This is a genomic window from Microcoleus sp. MON1_C1 (assembly GCF_036701945.1).
In the GTDB taxonomy this organism is placed as follows: domain Bacteria; phylum Cyanobacteriota; class Cyanobacteriia; order Cyanobacteriales; family Microcoleaceae; genus Microcoleus.
This window is the reverse complement of the sequence record NZ_JAUBRO010000033.1, coordinates 57,753-76,238: the sequence shown is the minus strand read 5'-3', so window position 1 is coordinate 76,238 and position 18,486 is coordinate 57,753. Positions and strand designations below refer to the sequence as shown.

13 protein-coding genes and 1 pseudogene are annotated in these 18,486 nt (G+C 45.2%); 8 read left to right on the top strand and 6 right to left on the bottom strand.

The features are described 5' to 3' along the window. Positions 1-112 precede the first annotated feature (112 nt). Complete coding sequence (locus QUA62_RS19160; RefSeq protein ID WP_333406011.1) at positions 113-2,524, bottom strand: tetratricopeptide repeat protein; 2,412 nt, start codon at positions 2,522-2,524, stop codon at positions 113-115. Continuing rightward, entirely contained in the window at positions 2,481-4,679 is a 2,199-nt protein-coding gene (locus QUA62_RS19155; RefSeq protein ID WP_333406008.1) for a tetratricopeptide repeat protein, read from the bottom strand. The genes QUA62_RS19160 and QUA62_RS19155 overlap by 44 nt, the downstream gene beginning before the upstream one ends. A 335-nt stretch (positions 4,680-5,014) precedes the next feature. Between QUA62_RS19155 and QUA62_RS19150 the strand changes: the two genes are divergently transcribed. Both QUA62_RS19150 and mnmE read left to right on the top strand, forming a co-directional pair. Continuing rightward, positions 5,015-5,260, top strand: coding sequence for a hypothetical protein (locus tag QUA62_RS19150; RefSeq protein ID WP_333406006.1), 246 nt, complete (start codon positions 5,015-5,017; stop codon positions 5,258-5,260). 50 nt (positions 5,261-5,310) lie between these two features. Next, on the top strand, positions 5,311-6,696 hold the full coding sequence (mnmE, locus tag QUA62_RS19145) for a tRNA uridine-5-carboxymethylaminomethyl(34) synthesis GTPase MnmE (RefSeq protein WP_333406004.1): 1,386 nt from the start codon (positions 5,311-5,313) through the stop codon (positions 6,694-6,696). A 352-nt stretch (positions 6,697-7,048) separates the two neighbouring features. Here mnmE and QUA62_RS19140 read toward each other — a convergent pair whose 3' ends face one another. Beyond that, entirely contained in the window at positions 7,049-8,587 is a 1,539-nt protein-coding gene (locus QUA62_RS19140; protein ID WP_333406002.1) for a SagB/ThcOx family dehydrogenase, read from the bottom strand. Between the two features lie 228 nt (positions 8,588-8,815). Here QUA62_RS19140 and QUA62_RS19135 point away from each other — a divergent pair, with 228 nt between their 5' ends. The 4 genes from QUA62_RS19135 to QUA62_RS19120 all read left to right on the top strand — a co-directional run bounded on the left by QUA62_RS19135 (position 8,816) and on the right by QUA62_RS19120 (position 13,664). Then, on the top strand, positions 8,816-9,337 hold the full coding sequence (locus QUA62_RS19135) for a pentapeptide repeat-containing protein (protein WP_333406000.1): 522 nt from the start codon (positions 8,816-8,818) through the stop codon (positions 9,335-9,337). A gap of 182 nt (positions 9,338-9,519) precedes the next feature. After that, on the top strand, positions 9,520-9,855 hold the full coding sequence (locus QUA62_RS19130) for a hypothetical protein (protein WP_333405999.1): 336 nt from the start codon (positions 9,520-9,522) through the stop codon (positions 9,853-9,855). Positions 9,856-9,888: 33 nt separating this feature from the next. Next, a complete protein-coding gene (locus tag QUA62_RS19125) occupies positions 9,889-11,967 on the top strand; it encodes a dynamin family protein (RefSeq protein WP_333405996.1) in 2,079 nt (692 codons plus the stop codon). A 14-nt stretch (positions 11,968-11,981) separates the two neighbouring features. Beyond that, positions 11,982-13,664, top strand: coding sequence for a dynamin family protein (locus QUA62_RS19120; RefSeq protein ID WP_333405994.1), 1,683 nt, complete (start codon positions 11,982-11,984; stop codon positions 13,662-13,664). Here QUA62_RS19120 and QUA62_RS19115 read toward each other — a convergent pair. Next, positions 13,631-14,920, bottom strand: a complete 1,290-nt coding sequence (locus tag QUA62_RS19115; protein WP_333405992.1) for an endonuclease/exonuclease/phosphatase family protein — start codon at positions 14,918-14,920, stop codon at positions 13,631-13,633. The genes QUA62_RS19120 and QUA62_RS19115 overlap by 34 nt on opposite strands. A 43-nt stretch (positions 14,921-14,963) precedes the next feature. Beyond that, the gene (gene gloA2 / locus QUA62_RS19110; RefSeq protein ID WP_333405990.1) at positions 14,964-15,350 is read right to left on the bottom strand and encodes an SMU1112c/YaeR family gloxylase I-like metalloprotein; all 387 of its coding nucleotides are present in this window, start codon (positions 15,348-15,350) and stop codon (positions 14,964-14,966) included. A gap of 74 nt (positions 15,351-15,424) precedes the next feature. Between gloA2 and QUA62_RS19105 the strand changes: the two genes are divergently transcribed. Continuing rightward, on the top strand, positions 15,425-15,634 hold the full coding sequence (locus QUA62_RS19105) for a hypothetical protein (RefSeq protein ID WP_333405988.1): 210 nt from the start codon (positions 15,425-15,427) through the stop codon (positions 15,632-15,634). Between the two features lie 23 nt (positions 15,635-15,657). Further along, positions 15,658-16,707: a ketol-acid reductoisomerase gene (gene ilvC, locus QUA62_RS19100; RefSeq protein WP_333405986.1), complete on the top strand. Its 1,050-nt coding sequence runs from the start codon at positions 15,658-15,660 to the stop codon at positions 16,705-16,707. A 240-nt stretch (positions 16,708-16,947) separates the two neighbouring features. Here the strand turns inward: ilvC and QUA62_RS19095 are convergent. Further along, a pseudogene (locus QUA62_RS19095) lies at positions 16,948-17,825 on the bottom strand (IS630 family transposase). Between the last annotated feature and the right edge of the window lie 661 nt (positions 17,826-18,486).

The window sequence follows — 18,486 nt, the reverse complement described above, 5'->3', positions numbered from 1 at the left end:
ACCTGCATTTTCTGTTGGTATTAAAGATTAGCGTGAACCAGCGCCCGAGCAATCTGAGATCATGAAAATTTGCCACCTAAAAAATCTAAGATTGAAAAATAAGGACGAATGACTACTTGAGCTTTTCAATCTCAAATTGTGCATCTTTGTAACCGCCAGTAAGTCCTTGATCGAGAAACATTTTGCCGGCTTTTTCTAAATCGCTAATCGCTCCTGCTTTGTCTCCCAAGGAGCGGCGAACAATGCCTCTACCGTAGTAAGCAGCAGCATAATTGGGATTGATCCGAATAGCTTGGACGTAATCGGCGATCGCACTATTGTAATTCTTTAACTCCTGATAAATCTTAGCCCGATTCGCGTAAGCTTCAGCATTGTTGGGATTGAAGCCGATTGCTGCTGTAAAATCTGCGATCGCCCCCTGGGCGTCACCTCCTGCGCTGCGAGCTAAAGCACGATTGTTAAAAGCATTATGATCATTCGGGTTCACTTTCAGCGCTTGAGTGCAATCGGCAATTGCTTTGGGATAATCCTTCAAATTTAAATAAGCAATGCAGCGATTGTTGTAAGGAACCCCATCCTCATCGCTCAGCAAAATAGCCTGAGTGCAATCGTCAATTGCCGCTTGATGCGCTCCCAAATTCAACTGCGTGCTGCAACGATTAGCGTAAGCATCTGCACTCTTGGGAGCGATCGCAATTACCTGAGAATAATCCGCCATAGCTCCCTGATAATCTCCTAAGTGAAAGCGAGCTCTCCCCCGACTGTAGAAAGCATCAACATTCTGAGCATCGATTTTAATTGCTTCAGTATAATCTCCAATCGCTCCTTGCAAATCTGCGCTCCCAGCACGAGCCAACCCTCGCGAATGATAAGCTTTAACAAGGTTCGGCTGCAACCGAATTACTGCGTTAAAATCCTGAATAGCCGCCTTGTAATCTTGCAGTTCTAAATAAGCAATTCCTCTTTCATAATATGTATCAGCATCATTGGGCTGGAGATTCAAAACCTGAGTGTAATCCTCAATTGCCCCGCGCTTGTCGTTAAAATCCTTACGGGCTAGCCCGCGGTTAAAATAAGCCTGAACATATTTAGGATTGAGTGCGATCGCCTGAGAATAATCTGCAATTGCTTCTTGATACTTTTTTAAATCATAATTAAGATTACCGCGCTGGTAAAAACTCTCAGCATTTTTAGGATTCAATTGAATTGACTTATTAAAAGCCTGCAAAGCTGCATCCGCATCTTGATTGCGAGACTTTTCTACTCCCAGTTCGTAATATTCCTTAGCTTTAAGCGGATTCGGCCGACTCGCATAACTAAACAGAAATATCATAACTATCACCGCCCCGAATCCCGCCAAAATCAGCCACCAAAACCGACTTCCCCGTGACGAAAAACTATCAGAAGACATTAACAGGGGAGAAATACTTTTCTTTTGAGCCATATTTCCCTGCTCTGGGCGGTGTCTCAACTTGCTGAGAGCTGCCAACACTTCGTCCGCAGATTGATAGCGTTTGCCAAATTGGTGGCAGACCATTTTGTCAATTATATTTGCTAGTCCAACAGAACATTGAGTTCGGTTTCGCCAAACAATTTCCCCCGTGTGAGAAGGACTCGGATTTTGCAATTTTGGCAAATCCGTACCGGGCAAACCCGTGATAGCTTGCACTGCCATCATGCCGACTGCATAGAGGTCGCTGCTAAATTGGGGGTTGCCTTGAAATTGTTCGATCGGCATATAAGCCGGAGTTCCAGTAGCAATGGTGCGCGGAAATTCTGTATCGTACTCGCTGACGTGATTGGTCACTTCTTTAACCGAACCGAAGTCAATTAAAACTAATTTGCCGTCTGGTTTGCGGCGAATTAAGTTGGAGGGATTAACATCGCGGTGAATCACTCCCTGAGAGTGTACGAAGGCGAGAACTTGTAAAACTTCTTCCAAAAGATCTAGCACTCGTTCTTCCCGCCAAGGTTGACCGGCCACAATTTCCCTATTTAGCGCGTGTCCGGGCACAAACTCTTCGACGAGGTAGAATTGATTTGCTTCTTCAAAATAAGCGAGTAAAAAGGGAATTTTATCGTGTTTTCCCAGCTTTTCTAATATTTCTGCTTCTTGTTTAAATAAGCGGTAAGCTGTTTTAAGAACTGTGGAAGTATTGCTGGGAGGGCGCAGTTGTTTGACTACACATTGAGGGTGGCCAGGACGGCGAGTATCGACAGCTAAATAAGTTTGTCCGAAAGCACCCGAGCTGAGAATTTGCACTACGCGATAACGCCTGTCTAAAAGTTGACCAACCATGTTCATATCGGCAATGGGGAATTGGTAACGGGGAGTTGGTAACGGGGAGTTGGTAACGGGGAGTTGGTAACGGGGAGTTGGTAACGGGGAATTGGTAATTTGGCCTTCTTCCTTCTTCCTTCTTCCTTCTTCCTTCTTCCTTCTTTCTTCTTTTTTTAACATCTGACTGGTGATTAATAGCTTATTTAGGATCGTTGATTTGTGCTTGTGCCTTTTGGAAACCATCCGCTCTTCCTTGTTCTAGAAACAGCGTTGCAGCTTTCTGAAAATCCTCGATCGCCCCAGCACGGTCTTTGAGTTGGCGGCGGACGAGGCCTCGGCTGTAAAAAGCGCTAGCATTATTGGGGTTGAGCCGCAGCGAGTGAGCGAAATCCTCAACCGCTAAAGGGTAATTTTTTAGTTCTGAGTAAATAGTACCGCGATTGCTGTAAGCTACTGCATCGCTGGGATTGAGCCGAATTGCTTGAGTAAAATCTTCCACAGCGCCCTGCTTGTCTCCCGAAGCCGATCGAGCTAATCCTCGATTGCTGTATGCTTTGGGATTGTTGGCGTTGAGTCCGATGGTCAAACTGCAATCTTCGCTGGCCTTTTGAAATTGTTTTAAATTCAGATAAGCAATGCAGCGGTTGTTGTAAGCTGCTTCATCTTTTGGAGCGAGGCGAATGCCTTCGGTGCAATCGGCAATCGCTTTGTCGTAGGTGGCCAAATTCAAGTAAGCGCTGCACCGATTGGTATAAGCATCAGCGAGATCGGGTTGCAATTCGATCGCCTTAGTATAATCTTCCATCGCTCCTTGATAGTCTGCCAGATTAAACCTCGCTCGACCGCGACTGTAGTATACGCCAGCTTGTTTGGGGCTAATTTGAAGGGCTTGAGTAAAATCTGCCATTGCTCCCGTTTTGTCGCCTGCAGCCGATCGAGCTAAACCCCGATTGCTGTAAGCTGTAGCATCGTTGGGGCTGAGCCGAATTGCTTGAGTGTAGTCTTCAATTGCCGTGCGGTAGTCGGCCAAATCGTAGTAGGCTAAACCCCGCTTAGAGTATGCCTCACCGTCGCTGGGATTGAGTCGCACTACTTGGGTGAAATCTTCCACGGCCCCCCGCTTGTCCCCGATGTCGAGGCGGGCCATACCTCGATTGTACAGAGCTTTGGTGTGGCTAGGATTGACTTTAATTGCTTGCGTGTAATCCTGTATGGCTTGCTCGGTTGCGCCCATGTCGTAGCGAGCATTTGCCCGCGTGTAGTAAGTTTCCGCATCGCCGGCATTCAGGGCGATGGCTTGAGTATAATCGGCGATCGCGCCTGTTGTGTCACCTTGCTGCGCCTTGGTAACGCCGCGAGCTAACAATTCTTTTGCCCTCCCCGGACTTTGACTCTGCCAAAAGTAAATTATCAGTGCCGTCAAGATTAAAGCTGCCGCTGTTGCAGCCAACAGCAGCAGTTTGGTTTGGCTTTGTCTTCGCGGTTGACTCCTAGCGTCCGTGATGATTGTGGCTGGCGGCGGCTCAACCTCCAATTTTACGGCGATTTGTTTGAGGTCTGCTAAAACTTCGGCGGCCTCCTGATAGCGTTCCTCGCAGTCAGGCCGCACCATTCGATCGATAATATCTGCTAGCGCTGCCGAACAAGTTGCCCGGTTTCGCCAGGAAATTTGGCTTTTGTTGTTTTTTAAGGCACTCAGTTCGTTGGGTGAGAGTCCCGTCACGGCAAGCTGAGCGATCGTACCTAGAGCGTAGATGTCGCTATTGTAACGGGGGTTGCCGCTCAATTGCTCGATCGGCACGTATAACTCCTGGGCCGCCAAATCCTGTCTTTTTGCCTCATGCCGCTTAACAGAGTTCGGGGAAGTTTGCGCCAACAAATGACAGTTAGCAAGTTCCGGGTTAATTTCTTTGTCTAAGCTAAAGTCTACCAATACAAATTTGCCGTCTGACTCGCGCCGGATCGCTCTGTCTGGTTGAATTCTGCGGTGAATGAAACCTTTCTCGTGTATGAACACCAAAATTTCTAATATTTCTGATAGCAGACCAATTACTTGGTCTTCATCCCACGGTTGACCGGGTATTAGTTCTTGACTTAAAGGTGATCCGGCAATAAATTCTTCAATTAAGTATAAACTTTGATTTTCCTCAAAATACGCCAATAATTCGGGAATTTTGTCGTGTTTTCCCAATTTTTCAATTATTTCTGCGTTTCTTTGAAATATAACTTTGACTAATTCTGGGGTTTGCGAACTTGTGCCGGGTAGCCGCATTTCTCTAACCGTGCATTGCGGATACCCGGGACGGTGAGTATCTGCTGCTAGATAAGTTTTTGCCACCTCACTTGAGTCTGTGACTTTAATGATGCGGTAACGTCTGTCTAGAAGTTGACCAATCATGCTTTGCCCTCTACCCTATTAATGTTCCATTATCGCATGAAATTAGGATAGCCAAAAAATTGGCTGAGTAATTTAAGTTTGAGCTGGCCGTGACTCCCTCCCAAAAACGGATACTTGCTTTCCGACAGGAGTCGTGACTCACCCAAAATTTTAGACCCGAGTAGAAGCTCCCCGATTCATCTGTGGAGTCAATCTAAAATCTAAAATCTAAAATCTAAAATCGGCTGACTGAGCAAACGGGCGATCGGATTGCCTATCCAAGTCAAGCGTGGCGGCGACGCTCTTCTAATATCTTACAAAAAAATTGCTGAAATTGTTTATTCGGTCAATGAGATATGTATAATTTAACAACCGGGGCGGAGGTGACTCAAATGAACGTACAACTGGTTGAATCCCTAATTCAAATTCTCTTGTCTCTCGAAGTCGGCGAGCAATTAGCGATTGTAGGAAAAAGATTAAACAATCTCCCTTGCCCTTTGACTCAGAAACTCGTGCAGCTTGCCCAAAAGGGCGGAAATTTAAATTTTTTGAATGACGCACCAGAATTTTATATACTCGAATACCGAGAAGCAATTGCCTGATACTCAAAAACAGGAGATTGAGAGAACTTTTAAATGTGTGAACAATAAAAATGTCTGAATCATTAACAAAAGGAGGAACGATCGCAGCGATCGCCACTGCCATAGTTCCCCAACAAGGCAGCGTCGGCATTGTGCGAGTTTCGGGTTCCGCAGCCTTAAAAATTGCCGAAACTCTGTTTCGCGCCCCAGGACGGCAAATGTGGGAGTCTCACCGCATTCTTTACGGCCACATCCGCCGCCCCAAAACTCAAGAATTAGTCGATGAAGCTTTGCTGCTAATCATGAAAGCACCGCGTTCTTTTACTCGCGAAGATGTGGTGGAATTTCACTGTCACGGCGGCATTATGGCGGTGCAGCAAGTCTTGCAGTTGTGTTTGGAAAATGGGGCGAGATTGGCGCAGCCGGGAGAGTTTTCGCTGCGGGCTTTTTTGAACGGGAGGCTGGATTTAACTCAAGCTGAAAGTATTGCAGATTTGGTGGGAGCAAAATCGCCGGCTGCTGCACAAAGTGCTTTGGCTGGTTTGCAAGGAAAATTAGCGCAGCCAATTCGCAAATTGAGAACAACTTGTTTGGACGTGCTGGCAGAAATTGAGGCGAGAATTGATTTTGAGGAAGATTTGCCGCCTTTAGATGAAGCTAAAACTTCTTTGGAAATAAATCATGTTTTGGAGGAATTGTCAACAATTTTGGCAACCGCAGATCGTGGAGAATTGTTGAGAACTGGTTTAAAAGTAGCGATTGTTGGGCGACCGAATGTGGGAAAATCGAGTTTGTTGAATGCGTGGAGTAAGAGCGATCGGGCGATCGTCACGGATTTGCCCGGTACGACGCGGGATGTGGTAGAATCGCAGCTAGTTGTGGGCGGCATTCCGGTGCAGGTGCTCGATACTGCGGGAATTCGAGAAACCGAAGACAAGGTAGAAAAAATTGGTGTTGAGCGATCGCGCGCAGCAGCAAAACAAGCCGATTTAGTGTTGTTGACAATTGACGCGGAATCTGGTTGGACAGAGGGCGATTCGGAAATTTACGAACAAGTAAAGCACCGCCAGCTAATTATAATTATCAACAAAATCGACCTAGTAAACACTATCCCTGAACTACCTTTTTCCTCTGAAACTCACCGTATAGTTACCGCAGCCGCCGCCCTAGATCGAGGCATAGAAGACTTAGAAACAGCAATTTTAGATGCCGTCAGCGGGGGAAATTTGCAAGCAGCAAACTCAGATTTAGCAATCAACCAGCGACAAGCAGCAGCCTTAACCAAAGCTAAAATTTCTCTAGAACAATGCACGGATACTATTAGCAACAAATTGCCTTTAGATTTCTGGACAATAGATTTGCGCGGGGCAATTCAAGCATTGGGGGAAGTTACGGGCGAAGAAGTCACAGAATCAGTGCTCGACAGAATATTTAGCAGGTTTTGCATTGGCAAATAGTCAGAGAAAAAGAGTAAATTAAATAGGTAAGCTGTCTCGCATTTAAGTTGTATTTTTTGGGCGGGCGGGACGCCCACCCCACAGGAATTTCACTCTTTGTGGAACACCGAATTTCACTCTTTGTGGAACAGGCATCTTGCCTGTTCTGTGGTATTTTTTGGGCGGGCGGGACGCCCACCCCACAGGAATTTCACTCTTTGTGGAACCCCGAATTTCACTCTTGGTGAAACAGGCATCGTGCCTGTTCTTGAGAATGGTGTAAGATGTTAATTTCATCAAACTTGACTGTAAAATTTAGATGCGCCTGGGCTTAGTGAAGCAATACTACTGACAAATAACAACTAAGTCATTCTTACGATCGAGGTCTTCCCAGACTTGTAATATAAAGTACAGCTTCACCCGCAGGAATACCGAGAACGTCATTGACGCGATCGTCAAAAAAGCCCGCGATACCGCTGACACCCAAACGCAGTTGTATAGCTGCTAAATTCAACCGCTGGCCCAAATGGCCCGCGTCCATGTGCAAATAGCGGTAAACTCGATCACCATATTTTGCTACAGCCCTGTTCAAATCCGCCGTGTGAAATAACAGCGCCCCCGCATCTCTGCCCAAGTCTTGCCCCAGACACAAAAAATGCAACTCCCTGCGGAAATTTTTAAACCGAATTTGCCGCAATTCTTGAGCTTTCGGAGCGTAATAGTAACAGCCTTCTTCTAACCCATTCACTCCCGAAACAGCAATAAAAGTCTCGATCAAACTTAGATCGAAATAGTCTGGAGAACCGTCTAATCCTTGGTCGATATAGTGCTGGGGCTGGTAAGTAAAATCGAGCAGAGCTAGCAGTTCGCCCAAGCTCAAAGAAGCACCTGTATAAGCACGGGTAGAACGCCTTTTGAGCATAGTGTTTTCTAAAGTTTCCAGGTTCACTCCCCAAGGAATCGAAGGAGTGACCGTGGAAACTTTAGTACAAAAGGGAAAGTTGTATTTATCCTCTAGTACCCCTTCACTTTCATCAAGTTTCCAGCCGTCTGCTCCGGTAGGGTCTGAGTCTAAATGCGTGGCTTTGTGGAGGTATTTTAACAGTTGACCTTCGGAAATTTTCGGGTAATCTGTCGTGGTGTTTCCGGGCAAAGCGGTTTTAAATTTAGGCAAGTTTTGGTCAATATCTAGCAAGTCGGCTAAAGCAAGTACACAAATCGCTCCTTCTTGCTCCGAGTCGATGTACAGTAATTCATTGACAGCTTCGTCGGCGAATCCTCCAATCAGGTGAGGTCGGTAATCGTTGACGGCGCAAGCTAACTCGATATTGCTCAATAAATGGCCGGTGTCTAGAAAAATTCGCCGATAAGCTCGGTCTTCGTAACGCCAAGAAGAACGGAAAAAAACAGTGGTAATGGCGATCGCCAATTGGGTATTTTCTAGCGCTGGCGACTGGAAACAAGCGGCTTGCAATGATGGCCAAACTTGACTGTCCCAAAAATGAACAAGTGAATGAGTTCTGCACTGATAGTTGTAGAGTCCGGCCGGCAACTGGGCAGTGCCGCGGGAGATTAAATAAACCTCTGCTGGGTAGAGTCCACCCGCCGACGGTGCAGATCGCAAATACAGGTAGCTGTCGTCTACCGTCTGGACTTTCGCCGTCAACCCGTAGCTGCACAGCAACAAGCTAGATAACCGATGCCACCAAGCGGCATCGGGATCGGCATCGGCATCCTCCGAGGGGTCTTTTAGATAAGGCTTGAGGTCAAAATACGCTCCAATTTTATATTCTTTGAAAGGCACAGGTTGCTCTGTCCAATCGAGCTGTTTGCTTTTGGCGGCAATGGTTTCAGGGTCGTATTTTGTCCGTTCGTGGTAGTGCTGAGCTATGGAGAGAGGAAGTTCTGGCATATTTCAGTAGAGGATTCGCTTTGGTTTCTCGATCGATCTTGACATTACTAAGCGTTTACTGGTCGAGCAAGGCAGAAATTTACAAATATAAAAAAAATCTTAGAAAAAATGAGATCGTTGTTACACAAGCTTAACATAAAACAATGCCTAAGTATAAATACACAAATTAATACCCATTAATTACTGTTATGGATTGGCTGCAATAGCTGTCCTCATAAATGGATGAAAATGCAAAAGCTAAGCGCTGAGGAATTGCTCGCTCAGTATGCTGAGGGCAAGCGAAACTTTAACGCCGTTGACTTAAGTGAAGATAACTTGTTTCAAGCCGATTTGGCAGAAATAAATCTTTCTGGTAGCGTTCTGAGGCGAGCTTATTTGCCCTACGGAAATTTGACTGAAGCCAATCTTTATAAAACTGATTTGCAAGATGCTGAGTTGGGCGACATTCAACTTTATCATGCCAACTTGTCGGAAGCAAATTTATCCAGAGCAAATTTATCCAGAGCAAATTTGCGCCACGCCAATTTACAAGGTGCCAATTTGCAGAAAGCCAATTTGCAAGGTGCGGATTTGTACAATGCAGATTTGAGGAATGCGGATTTGAGATATGCGGATTTGAGCCGAGCTAATTTGGAGAAAGCAAAGTTAAGCAAAGCTCAATTAGCGGGCTGCAACTTATTTCGATCGCGCTTGGTTGATTTGTCGGAAGCTGAGTGCGATCGCACTACTATCGGGCCCGAAGGATATTGAGGATTTGCAGCAGCTAGTCTAGGGCGTAGGGCGATCGGCTTAAAAGGTCGAGCGCCTTTTTTTACATTTCTTAACATCTATCGACACGGCAGAAAATGTGAGTTACAGTTGTAAAAAACTTATCGCTCCGCAACATTGACAATAAATAACACATTTTGCCACCTGCAAACCGGGTAAAATTTATGAATTCTCCCGACAAAAAAGCAAGAGAACTCCGGCACCAAGAACAAGAACTGCGGAAGCGCGAACAAGAAAGTCGGCTGCGGGAACTAGAAGCCGAAATCGACCGCTCAGTGCCCGAATATCTACGAACAAGCAAGTACGAAGAACCAGACAGCCAAGTTAACGGCAAACTCAAACAGTGGCGCCGAAAAATCCTAGCCGTCGCTCAATTTACAGGCATTGTCATTGCTGTTGTCGTTGCAGTTCGCATAGCATCTTGGCTGGCAACTGCGCTGATGGTTGGAGGGATTGCTTTCATTGCTTACAAAATGTTTGTTGAAGAAGACAGAAGTTGAAAATCCCAAGCAGAAAACTATCAGGAAACAGCCATGAGCCTTAAAGTAGAAACTAGCAACTTTCTCAACGATTTAGAGCGAGTAGCCGCCGTCCGCCGAGAAATTGCCGACTCTCTCAGCAACATCGCCACAGCCATCAACCAATCAGAATTAGCAGGAGGAGAAGCATCGGGAAAACTAGGTTTAGAAACAGACAACGCTGACATTGATATCGCCAGTAAAAACTTGCGCCAAGGAGTCTTTCGCCTGCTAGTGCTAGGCGACATGAAACGCGGCAAAAGCACTTTTCTCAATGCCTTAATCGGCGAAAACTTACTGCCCAGCGATGTAAATCCCTGTACAGCTTTGCTGACGATTTTGCGCTACGGTTCCGAAAAAAATGTTACCGTTTATTTCAATGACGGCAAAAGCCCCAAACAGCTCGATTTTAAAAGTTTCAAACAGAACTACACAATTGACCCCGCTGAGGCCAAACGTTTAGAAGAAGAAAAGAAACCAGCATTTCCCGATATCGACTGCGCCGTAGTAGAATATCCCTTACCTTTGCTGGAAAAAGGCATAGAAATAGTAGACAGTCCCGGACTGAACGATACAGAAGCCCGCAACGAATTATCTCTTGGTTACATCAACAACTGCCACGCTATTTTGTTTGTGCTCAGGGCAACTCAGCCTTGCACCATGGGTGAAAGACGCTATCTAGAAAATTACATCAAAAATCGCGGATTGAGCGTTTTCTTTCTGATCAATGCTTGGGATCAGGTGCGGGAAAGTTTGATTGACCCGGACGATCCTGAAGAATTGGCAGAAGCAGAAGGGAAACTGCGGCGGGTTTTTCAAGCTAATTTAGGTGAATATTGTTTAACAGAAGGACACGATATTTACGACGAGCGAGTGTTTGCAATTACCTCACTTAAGGCGCTCAGGTTGCGGATCAAAAACCCGGAGGCGGATTTGACAGGAACTGGTTTTCCCGAGTTTATGGGGGCACTCAATACGTTTTTGACCCAGGAAAGGGCGATTTCCCAATTGCGTCCGGCGAGGACTTTGGCGCGTCAAATTTCTGCTCGCGTCCGCGAAGCTGTTGGACGCCGATTACCATTACTCGATCGCGATGTCAATGAGTTGAAGGAAAAGATTAATTCGGTTGAGCCAGAGTTTAAAAAACTGACTCAAATTCGCGATGAATTTCAACAAGAAATCATCGGCGTTAGAGATAGTATATCGCGGGCGATCGCAGATTCTTTCCGCGCCTACGTTCTTAACTTAGAAAATACCTTTGAAACAGATTTTTTGCGGTATCAACCGGATCTCAATTTTCTGGGTTTCTTCAGCCAAGGCAAGCGAGAAGCCTTTGAAGCATCGCTCAAACGAGCATTAGAGCAGTACATCAACGACAAATTAGCAGCTTGGACTCTCACAGCAGAACAAGAGATGAATTCAGCCTTTTCACAGCTATCGAAAAGTGCGGCCAATTACGGAGCCTCTTACACGAAAGTGACTGAAAAAATCACAGAAAAACTGACTGGGCAAAAAATACCAGCAGCAGTCAGCAACTCAACCGAAGATAACTCGCCCGCTTGGGCAAAATGGGCGATGGGATTGTTCTCGTTAACGACCGGAAATCTGGCGGGCGTAGCAATGGCAGGAGCGGGTTTTGATTGGAAAAATATCCTGCTTAATTTAATCACTGTGTTGAGCGTCAGTACGATTTTTGCTAGTTTGACGGGGGTTGTTTTGGGACCGCTGTCATTGGCTTTATTGGGAATCGGTGTTGGGGTTTTGCAAGCAGACGGAGCTCGCAAACAGTTGGTAAAAGCGGCGAAAAAAGAGCTGGTGAAATATCTGCCGCAGGTGGCTCAAGAGCAGTGGCAGCCGATTCACGATGCTGTTAAAGAGTGTTTTGATGTTTACGGGCGGGAAGTGGGCGATCGCATGAATGCGGATATTAATTCTCGGAAAGCTGAGTTAGATAATTTGCTGGAACAAAAGGAATCTCGCGAGATTAATTGTCAGGCTGAATCTGAGCGGTTGAAAAAGTTGGAGGCTGATGTTTCTGCCGAGTCGCAGAGTATTGAATCCCTATATCAAGGTTTCCTAGCATCCGCTAAATGAAATAAAACAGCAATATGCAACAACCCGAAATTTATCAAAACCTGACCGACTATCTCAAATCAGCACTCGGTATTCTCGAACTTGACAAAAACTCCCAACTGTATCGAGATACCACCTCAATCTGCGACTATCTCGCCAAACCAACTTTTCAAATTGCTGTCTTTGGCCCGTTTAATTACGGTAAGTCAACTTTGCTCAATGCTTTGCTGGGAAATCGTGCTTTGCCGATCGACCTAGTACCCACTACAGGTGCTGCCATTTATGTCAACTACGGCGAGGAATTGCGCGCAAAAATTACCCTGAAAGACGGCACGGAAGTTAGCGAACCGGGGACTGATGTTTTGAAACGCTACGCCATCCTTGACGACGCGAGACAAATGCGGGATGATGTGGCGGCTGTTAATGTTTACTGTCCCCATCCATTCTTGAAAACGGGTGTGGAATTGCTGGATTTGCCGGGAACCAATGACCGGGAAGAACAGGATAATTTGGTTCGGGATAAATTGCTCACGGCTGATTTAGTTGTGCAGGTTTTAGATGCTCGCAAATTGATGACTTTAGGGGAACGGGAGAACTTGAGAGATTGGTTGAGCGATCGCCACATCAACACTGTAGTCTTTGTTGCCAATTTTCTCAATCTACTCGAACCAGACGAACAAAAACAAGTTTACAATCGCTTGTTGTTTGTTGCCGAAAGTTTTCGCTCGAACTTGCCGAACAATATCAGCAATATCTACCGCGTCGATGCTTTGCCGGCTTTGAGGGCGAGGCTTAAAGGAGATGTGGCTGCGGCCCAAACTACAGGAATTGCCACGTTTGAATCGGCTTTGCAAAGTATCGTGGCAGCTCAACAGGAACAACTAGCAGTTAAGTTGCCCAGAATTGAAACTATAGCTACTAAAATTTGCCAATCTCTCCGAGCGAAATCTGAAACTGTTACGGCAGAAATAGCCGCAGCTCAAAAAAAGCACAAAGACAAAATTGAAATTAAACAAAAAGCTGAAAAACTGATTTCAAAAGGGTTTTTAGCCAGCGTTTCTGACTTCGAGAGTTGGCTTTACCAGCCCACACTTTTGCAGCGGTATCAATCGGAAATGGCGCTGTCGCTTCAGGAAGGAAGTTTTGATGCGTGGAAGCTAAAATTTCAGCGAGAGGCGTTACATCAGCAGCAAACCATCGCAGAATGGGTAAATAAAGCTTGCGAATTCTTTGAGAAAGAACAGCCGATCGCACTTTTGATTTCGTTTCCTCCATCCCCGCAAGTCAGCTTACCCGAACCGCCACCACCTCCAGCTCAAAAGTCGATCGAGGGCGAAGTGGCTCCAGTGGCGATCGCAACGGGCTTAGGTTGGCTTTTGGGGGGGCCTGTGGGAGCCGCAGTAGTCGGCGGTGCTAGCTATATTTTGAATAAAAGAACTGGGTATGAAAAGCCGGCTGAATCGTCAGAAGCTTATCTAAATCAAGTAAAGGAAATTTGCAGTGAGGCTGCTAAAAACTATCTCGCTCGCTTCAGCACCGATACTTTTTCCATGCTGCAACACTACAAGGACATCGCCGGAAAAGTTATCTGTTTTCAAGACAGCAAAGAACCGCTACAGACAAATATTCAGCAATACCAGATCCAGTTAATCAATAATTTGTTAGAAAATATCGAATCCTGCCTTCAAATGACCAAATCTGTAATTAACGGCAAATGATCCGAACCGACATTGCGGCCAGTACGAATCTTCAACACACCAATTTCTTTGCTGACTAGAAAGTGATCGATCGGAATATAAGCCAGCGGCATAAAAGTCGGCCAAGTCGGTAAAATGCCAAAGCCCGATCGCGCATTTCGCAAATTTCCGGTTTTTACCATATTTTTGTAGAACGGCGACCACATTGTGGTATTGAAGTCTCCAACCACAATCAGCGGATTTTTGACTTGGGCTGCATACTCGCCGATGCCTGCTAGCTGTTTATTGCGATCGATAAAATTCTGCTGTTTTATCGGTACAGTCGGATGAACCAGAATCAGAGAAATGATTTTACCTTGAAAATTCACATCTGCAAACAAGCTCTTTCTTTGCTTTGAAAAGGCTTTAACAGAAGTATTTTCTAAAGGCAGCTTGCTGTATATTGCACTGCCAAATCTGTCAGATTCTTGCAGGTTGGAAGAGTAAGGAAAAATCTCGCTTAAGACGGCTAACTCTTTCGCCCAAACTGTGCTAACTTCTACAAAAACCGCGATATCAGGTTGTTCTGTTTTAACCAGCGATATCACGTCAGAATAGCGTCGGTTATTCGTTAAAACATTTGAATGCAAAATCCGCAAGTTTTGTCCGGGAGTCTCTCCCGCAAAGGCTGGCGCTGGGAAATACCAAGGAACAATTTCCGCCAAGTTAAGGATAATACAAAATGCGCTCACCAGCAACCATATTTTTTTTGAGCGCACGAGAGCAAAGAAGATAAAAATTGGTAACCCAGCCAACAGATATTGTAGTTTAAAATGAGAACTTAACTCAAAAAATAGGTTAAATGCTCCCAAGTAACCTGTTATTGACAAGAGTGCATTTACAATTGCTGCTAGCATAAACCATTTTAAAATTACGTGCTTCAAGCTAATAATTTGGTTATTGCTGTGGAGTAACCCCCATTTCAGCTTAATTTTAAGGTCGTTGGTAATAGGCAATTTATCAATTTCTGTTACCAGTTGTTCTGGCTTTTCCAACTCTCGCCGCTTTTGATAAAATCTCACCAGCAAGCTATCTACCACAAAATAACTAAACGAATTGGCAACAAATCCTACAAATACCAACACACCTAAACCGATCAGCATACCAAAGGAACCGCCGATTTTCCTCAAAGCCGACCAAGTGGCTGCGTCACCTGTTTTACCTGTCGCTACTCTCGCTATTAATAGCATTAAAGTAGGCAATCCGAGCGTGATTATGTTTCTGATGATAGAGTCCATTGTTTATCTTCTCTGCTAAGCTTTTTAAAATGGGGATGTGGGTCTAAATCTCATAAATTTCTAACGGTAAGTTGTCGGGATCTCTGAAAAATGTAAACCGTTTTTCGGTAATCTCGTCAAGGCGAATTTCTTCTACTTCTACTTGTTGAGATTTTAAGTAAGCAACTGATGCTTCTATGTCCTCAACTGCAAAAGCTAAATGTCTCAAACCGCACGCTTCAGGACTGTTAACTCTTTCAGGAGGGTGGAGAAATGAAAAAAGCTCAATGGTGTCGCCGTTTCCGACTCCCAAATCTAGTTTGTAAGAATTCCTCTCGGTTCGGAAAGTTTCTTTGATGATGGAACATCCCAATACTTCTACATAAAATTTTTTCGAGGTTTCGTAATCCGAGCAAATAATCGCCACATGATGTATTGCTTTTATTTTCATCTGAATAAAGTTAGTTAGTTTTGTTTTTCTGAGATGTTGCACTATTTTAAATAAGCTTTTTATGAACAGGCAAGATGCCTGTTCCACAAAAAAATTTACTCTTTGTGGAACAGGCATCTTGCCTGTTCTTGAGAATCGTGCAAGATGTGAGGTTTTTTCAAATGCACAGCACGCTATTGACAATTATATTTGACGATCGCAGACTCGGCGAGAAACCCTGGGAAATTCAGGGCGATCGCCCTTTATTTTCCCGCGTCCAAATCTTAATCGAAAAATTTCTGTAAAAAAAGTACCCTACTTTGATAAAATGAGAGTTTTGCAGTCAATCACCCAATTTGCATCTCAGGAGACAAGGATTATGGCCCGTATGTATTACGACACCGACGCGAACCTAGACCTCTTAGCCAACAAAACGATTGCTATCATCGGCTACGGTTCCCAAGGACACGCCCACGCCCTCAACCTCAAAGACAGCGGCATGAATGTCGTTGTCGGTTTGTATCCCGGTAGCAAATCTGCTGCCAAAGCAACCGACGCGGGTTTAACAGTTCACCCGGTAGACAAAGCAGCCGCCGCCGCTGACTTCATCATGATTTTATTGCCCGATGAAGTTCAAAAAACTATTTACACAGAACAAATTGAACCGAACCTTTCAGAAGGAAATGTTTTAGCATTTGCTCACGGTTTTAACATTCACTTCGGCCAAGTTGTTCCCCCTGCCAATGTAGACGTAGTAATGGTTGCCCCCAAAGGCCCCGGACACTTGGTGCGGCGGACTTACGAACAAGGGGAAGGCGTTCCGAGTTTGTTTGCAGTATATCAAGATGCTTCCGGTCAAGCGCGCGATCGGGCAATGGCCTATGCTAAAGGTATCGGCGGCACCAGAGCCGGCATTCTGGAAACCACTTTCCGCGAAGAAACAGAAACCGATCTTTTTGGCGAACAAGTAGTTTTGTGCGGCGGTTTGAGCGCATTAATTAAAGCTGGATTTGAAACTTTAGTTGACGCCGGATACCAACCGGAATTAGCTTATTTTGAATGTTTGCACGAAGTTAAACTTATCGTTGACTTAGTAGTAGAAGGAGGCCTCGCCAAAATGCGCGACAGCATCTCCAATACCGCAGAATACGGCGATTTAACTCGCGGCCCCCGCATCGTCACGGATCAAACCCGCGCCGAAATGCGTAAAATTCTCAGCGAAATTCAATCCGGCCAATTTGCCCGCGAATTCGTTCTCGAAAACCAAGCCGGCAAACCGGGCTTTACCTCCATGCGCCGTCAGGAAGCAGAACATCCTATTGAAGAAGTTGGTAAAGATTTGCGAGCTATGTTTAGCTGGTTGAAAAAGCAGGCCTAATCAATTTGAGATTTGAGATTTTAGATTGGAGGAGCAATCTAAAACAGGAGTTACGCAGAACCTAATTATGTAGGGTGTGCACTGCACACCTTACCGCTTCGAGGAAAATCTCAAATCTCAAGTTAAATAGATTACAGATTAGAGAGTGGATAAAAAATCTCTAATCTAAAATCCAAAATCTAAAATCGTACTGTTGGGTTTCGCTTCGCTTAACCCAACCTATAGCAACCGCCAAGGCGGTTAGGACGCAATGCGTAACACATCCTCGATCGCATCTCGTAAACAATCAAACTGATCTAGCTGTTTACGAATTCGACTTTTTAGCCAAGACCAACATTGTTCAATCTTGTTGAAATCTGGAGAGTACGGCGGTAAATATAACAGTCTACATCCTACACTTTGAATCAATTCCTGAATCCGACCGCCTTTATGAAAGGTGGCATTATCCATCACTACCACCTGCCCTTTAACCAGTGTTGGAACTAAACTTGTTTCCAGCCACATTTCAAAAACTGTTCGATTACAGGCTCCCTCGATCGTAAAAGGGGCACTCAATTTATGGTTACACAGAGCGGCAATCATATTGACTCGACCCTGGCGTCGCCCAGATTTTAGTGCATGGAACCGTTGACCTCGCTGATTCACTCGCATAATCATATTGATCTCGGTTATCCATACCTGATTCATCAACATACACAATCTGATCTGGAGGTATGCTTGACAACTCAACTAAAAAAGCCTGCCGCTTGATTTCATCCCGCTCACAATAGCCGTAGGTCTTTTTTTTCGAGTAAAACCAATTTTTTTCAAAGCCCGCGAGATCGTGCGTGAGCTAATTTCCCCATCCCAAAGTTTCGCCATCTCCACCGCTCGTTTTATCCCCATGAATCTTGGCGAACTCACGAAATCGCTCAAGCGTCAGTGATTTTATGACCATTACCCGGAGGCTGATTGGGTAAAGCTAGAAAGTCTCCTGTTTGATCTTGTCGCTTCAGCCATAGGGTGATCGTGTTGCGACTAATGTTGAACAGTTGACTGGCTTCAATAATTTTTAAGCCATCAAGCTTTATAGCTTGAATGACTTTCTGGCGTAGATCGTAGCTGTAGGGTTGAGGCATTTTGGGTGCGATCGCTCCGCAACAAAAGAGACTATTCTCAGTTTACGCCCTAACCGCCTTGGCGGTTGCTATACAAGAACATGGCTAGGTATTGTTAGATAAACCCAGTTTCTCGCTGGTAGCTCAAAACTATCGACTGGGACTAGGGGTTTTTTCCAAGTTCTCAATCTCCTTATCCCTTTGCTTGTTTGAATCTTTCGGCTTCACCCACGAAGGCCACAACCCGACGAAGAACTTTCGGCTTGCCACGCTAGTATCTCTTACAGGTTTGGGGAGAAAAGTTAAAGTGTCACCGTAAAGGGTAAACAGGGCTACAAACAGAAGCAATAGCGGGATAAGATTTTTTTTAGGCATCGCAGTTTGGGAGTAGAGTTTGTGAAAGCGCTTGGTTATATTTTGCCCTTGCACGGACAAAATATATCAGAAACCGCTTAAGAAGAAAATCCAGCCCTGGGGGGTAAGGGGCGTCGCCTCCAACAGGAAAGCCTGCTAGTCGCAATATGATGTCCCCTCGAACTACCACTACAAAGACCTTTATTATAGGTGTTCGAGCTGACATCAGATTATTAGCGAATAACTAATAGTGGTAAGGTTCGGACTGCGAACCCTACATAATTATGTTGTGGGTGGAGAACTAAAAAAAATACTATGGTTTTTTGGC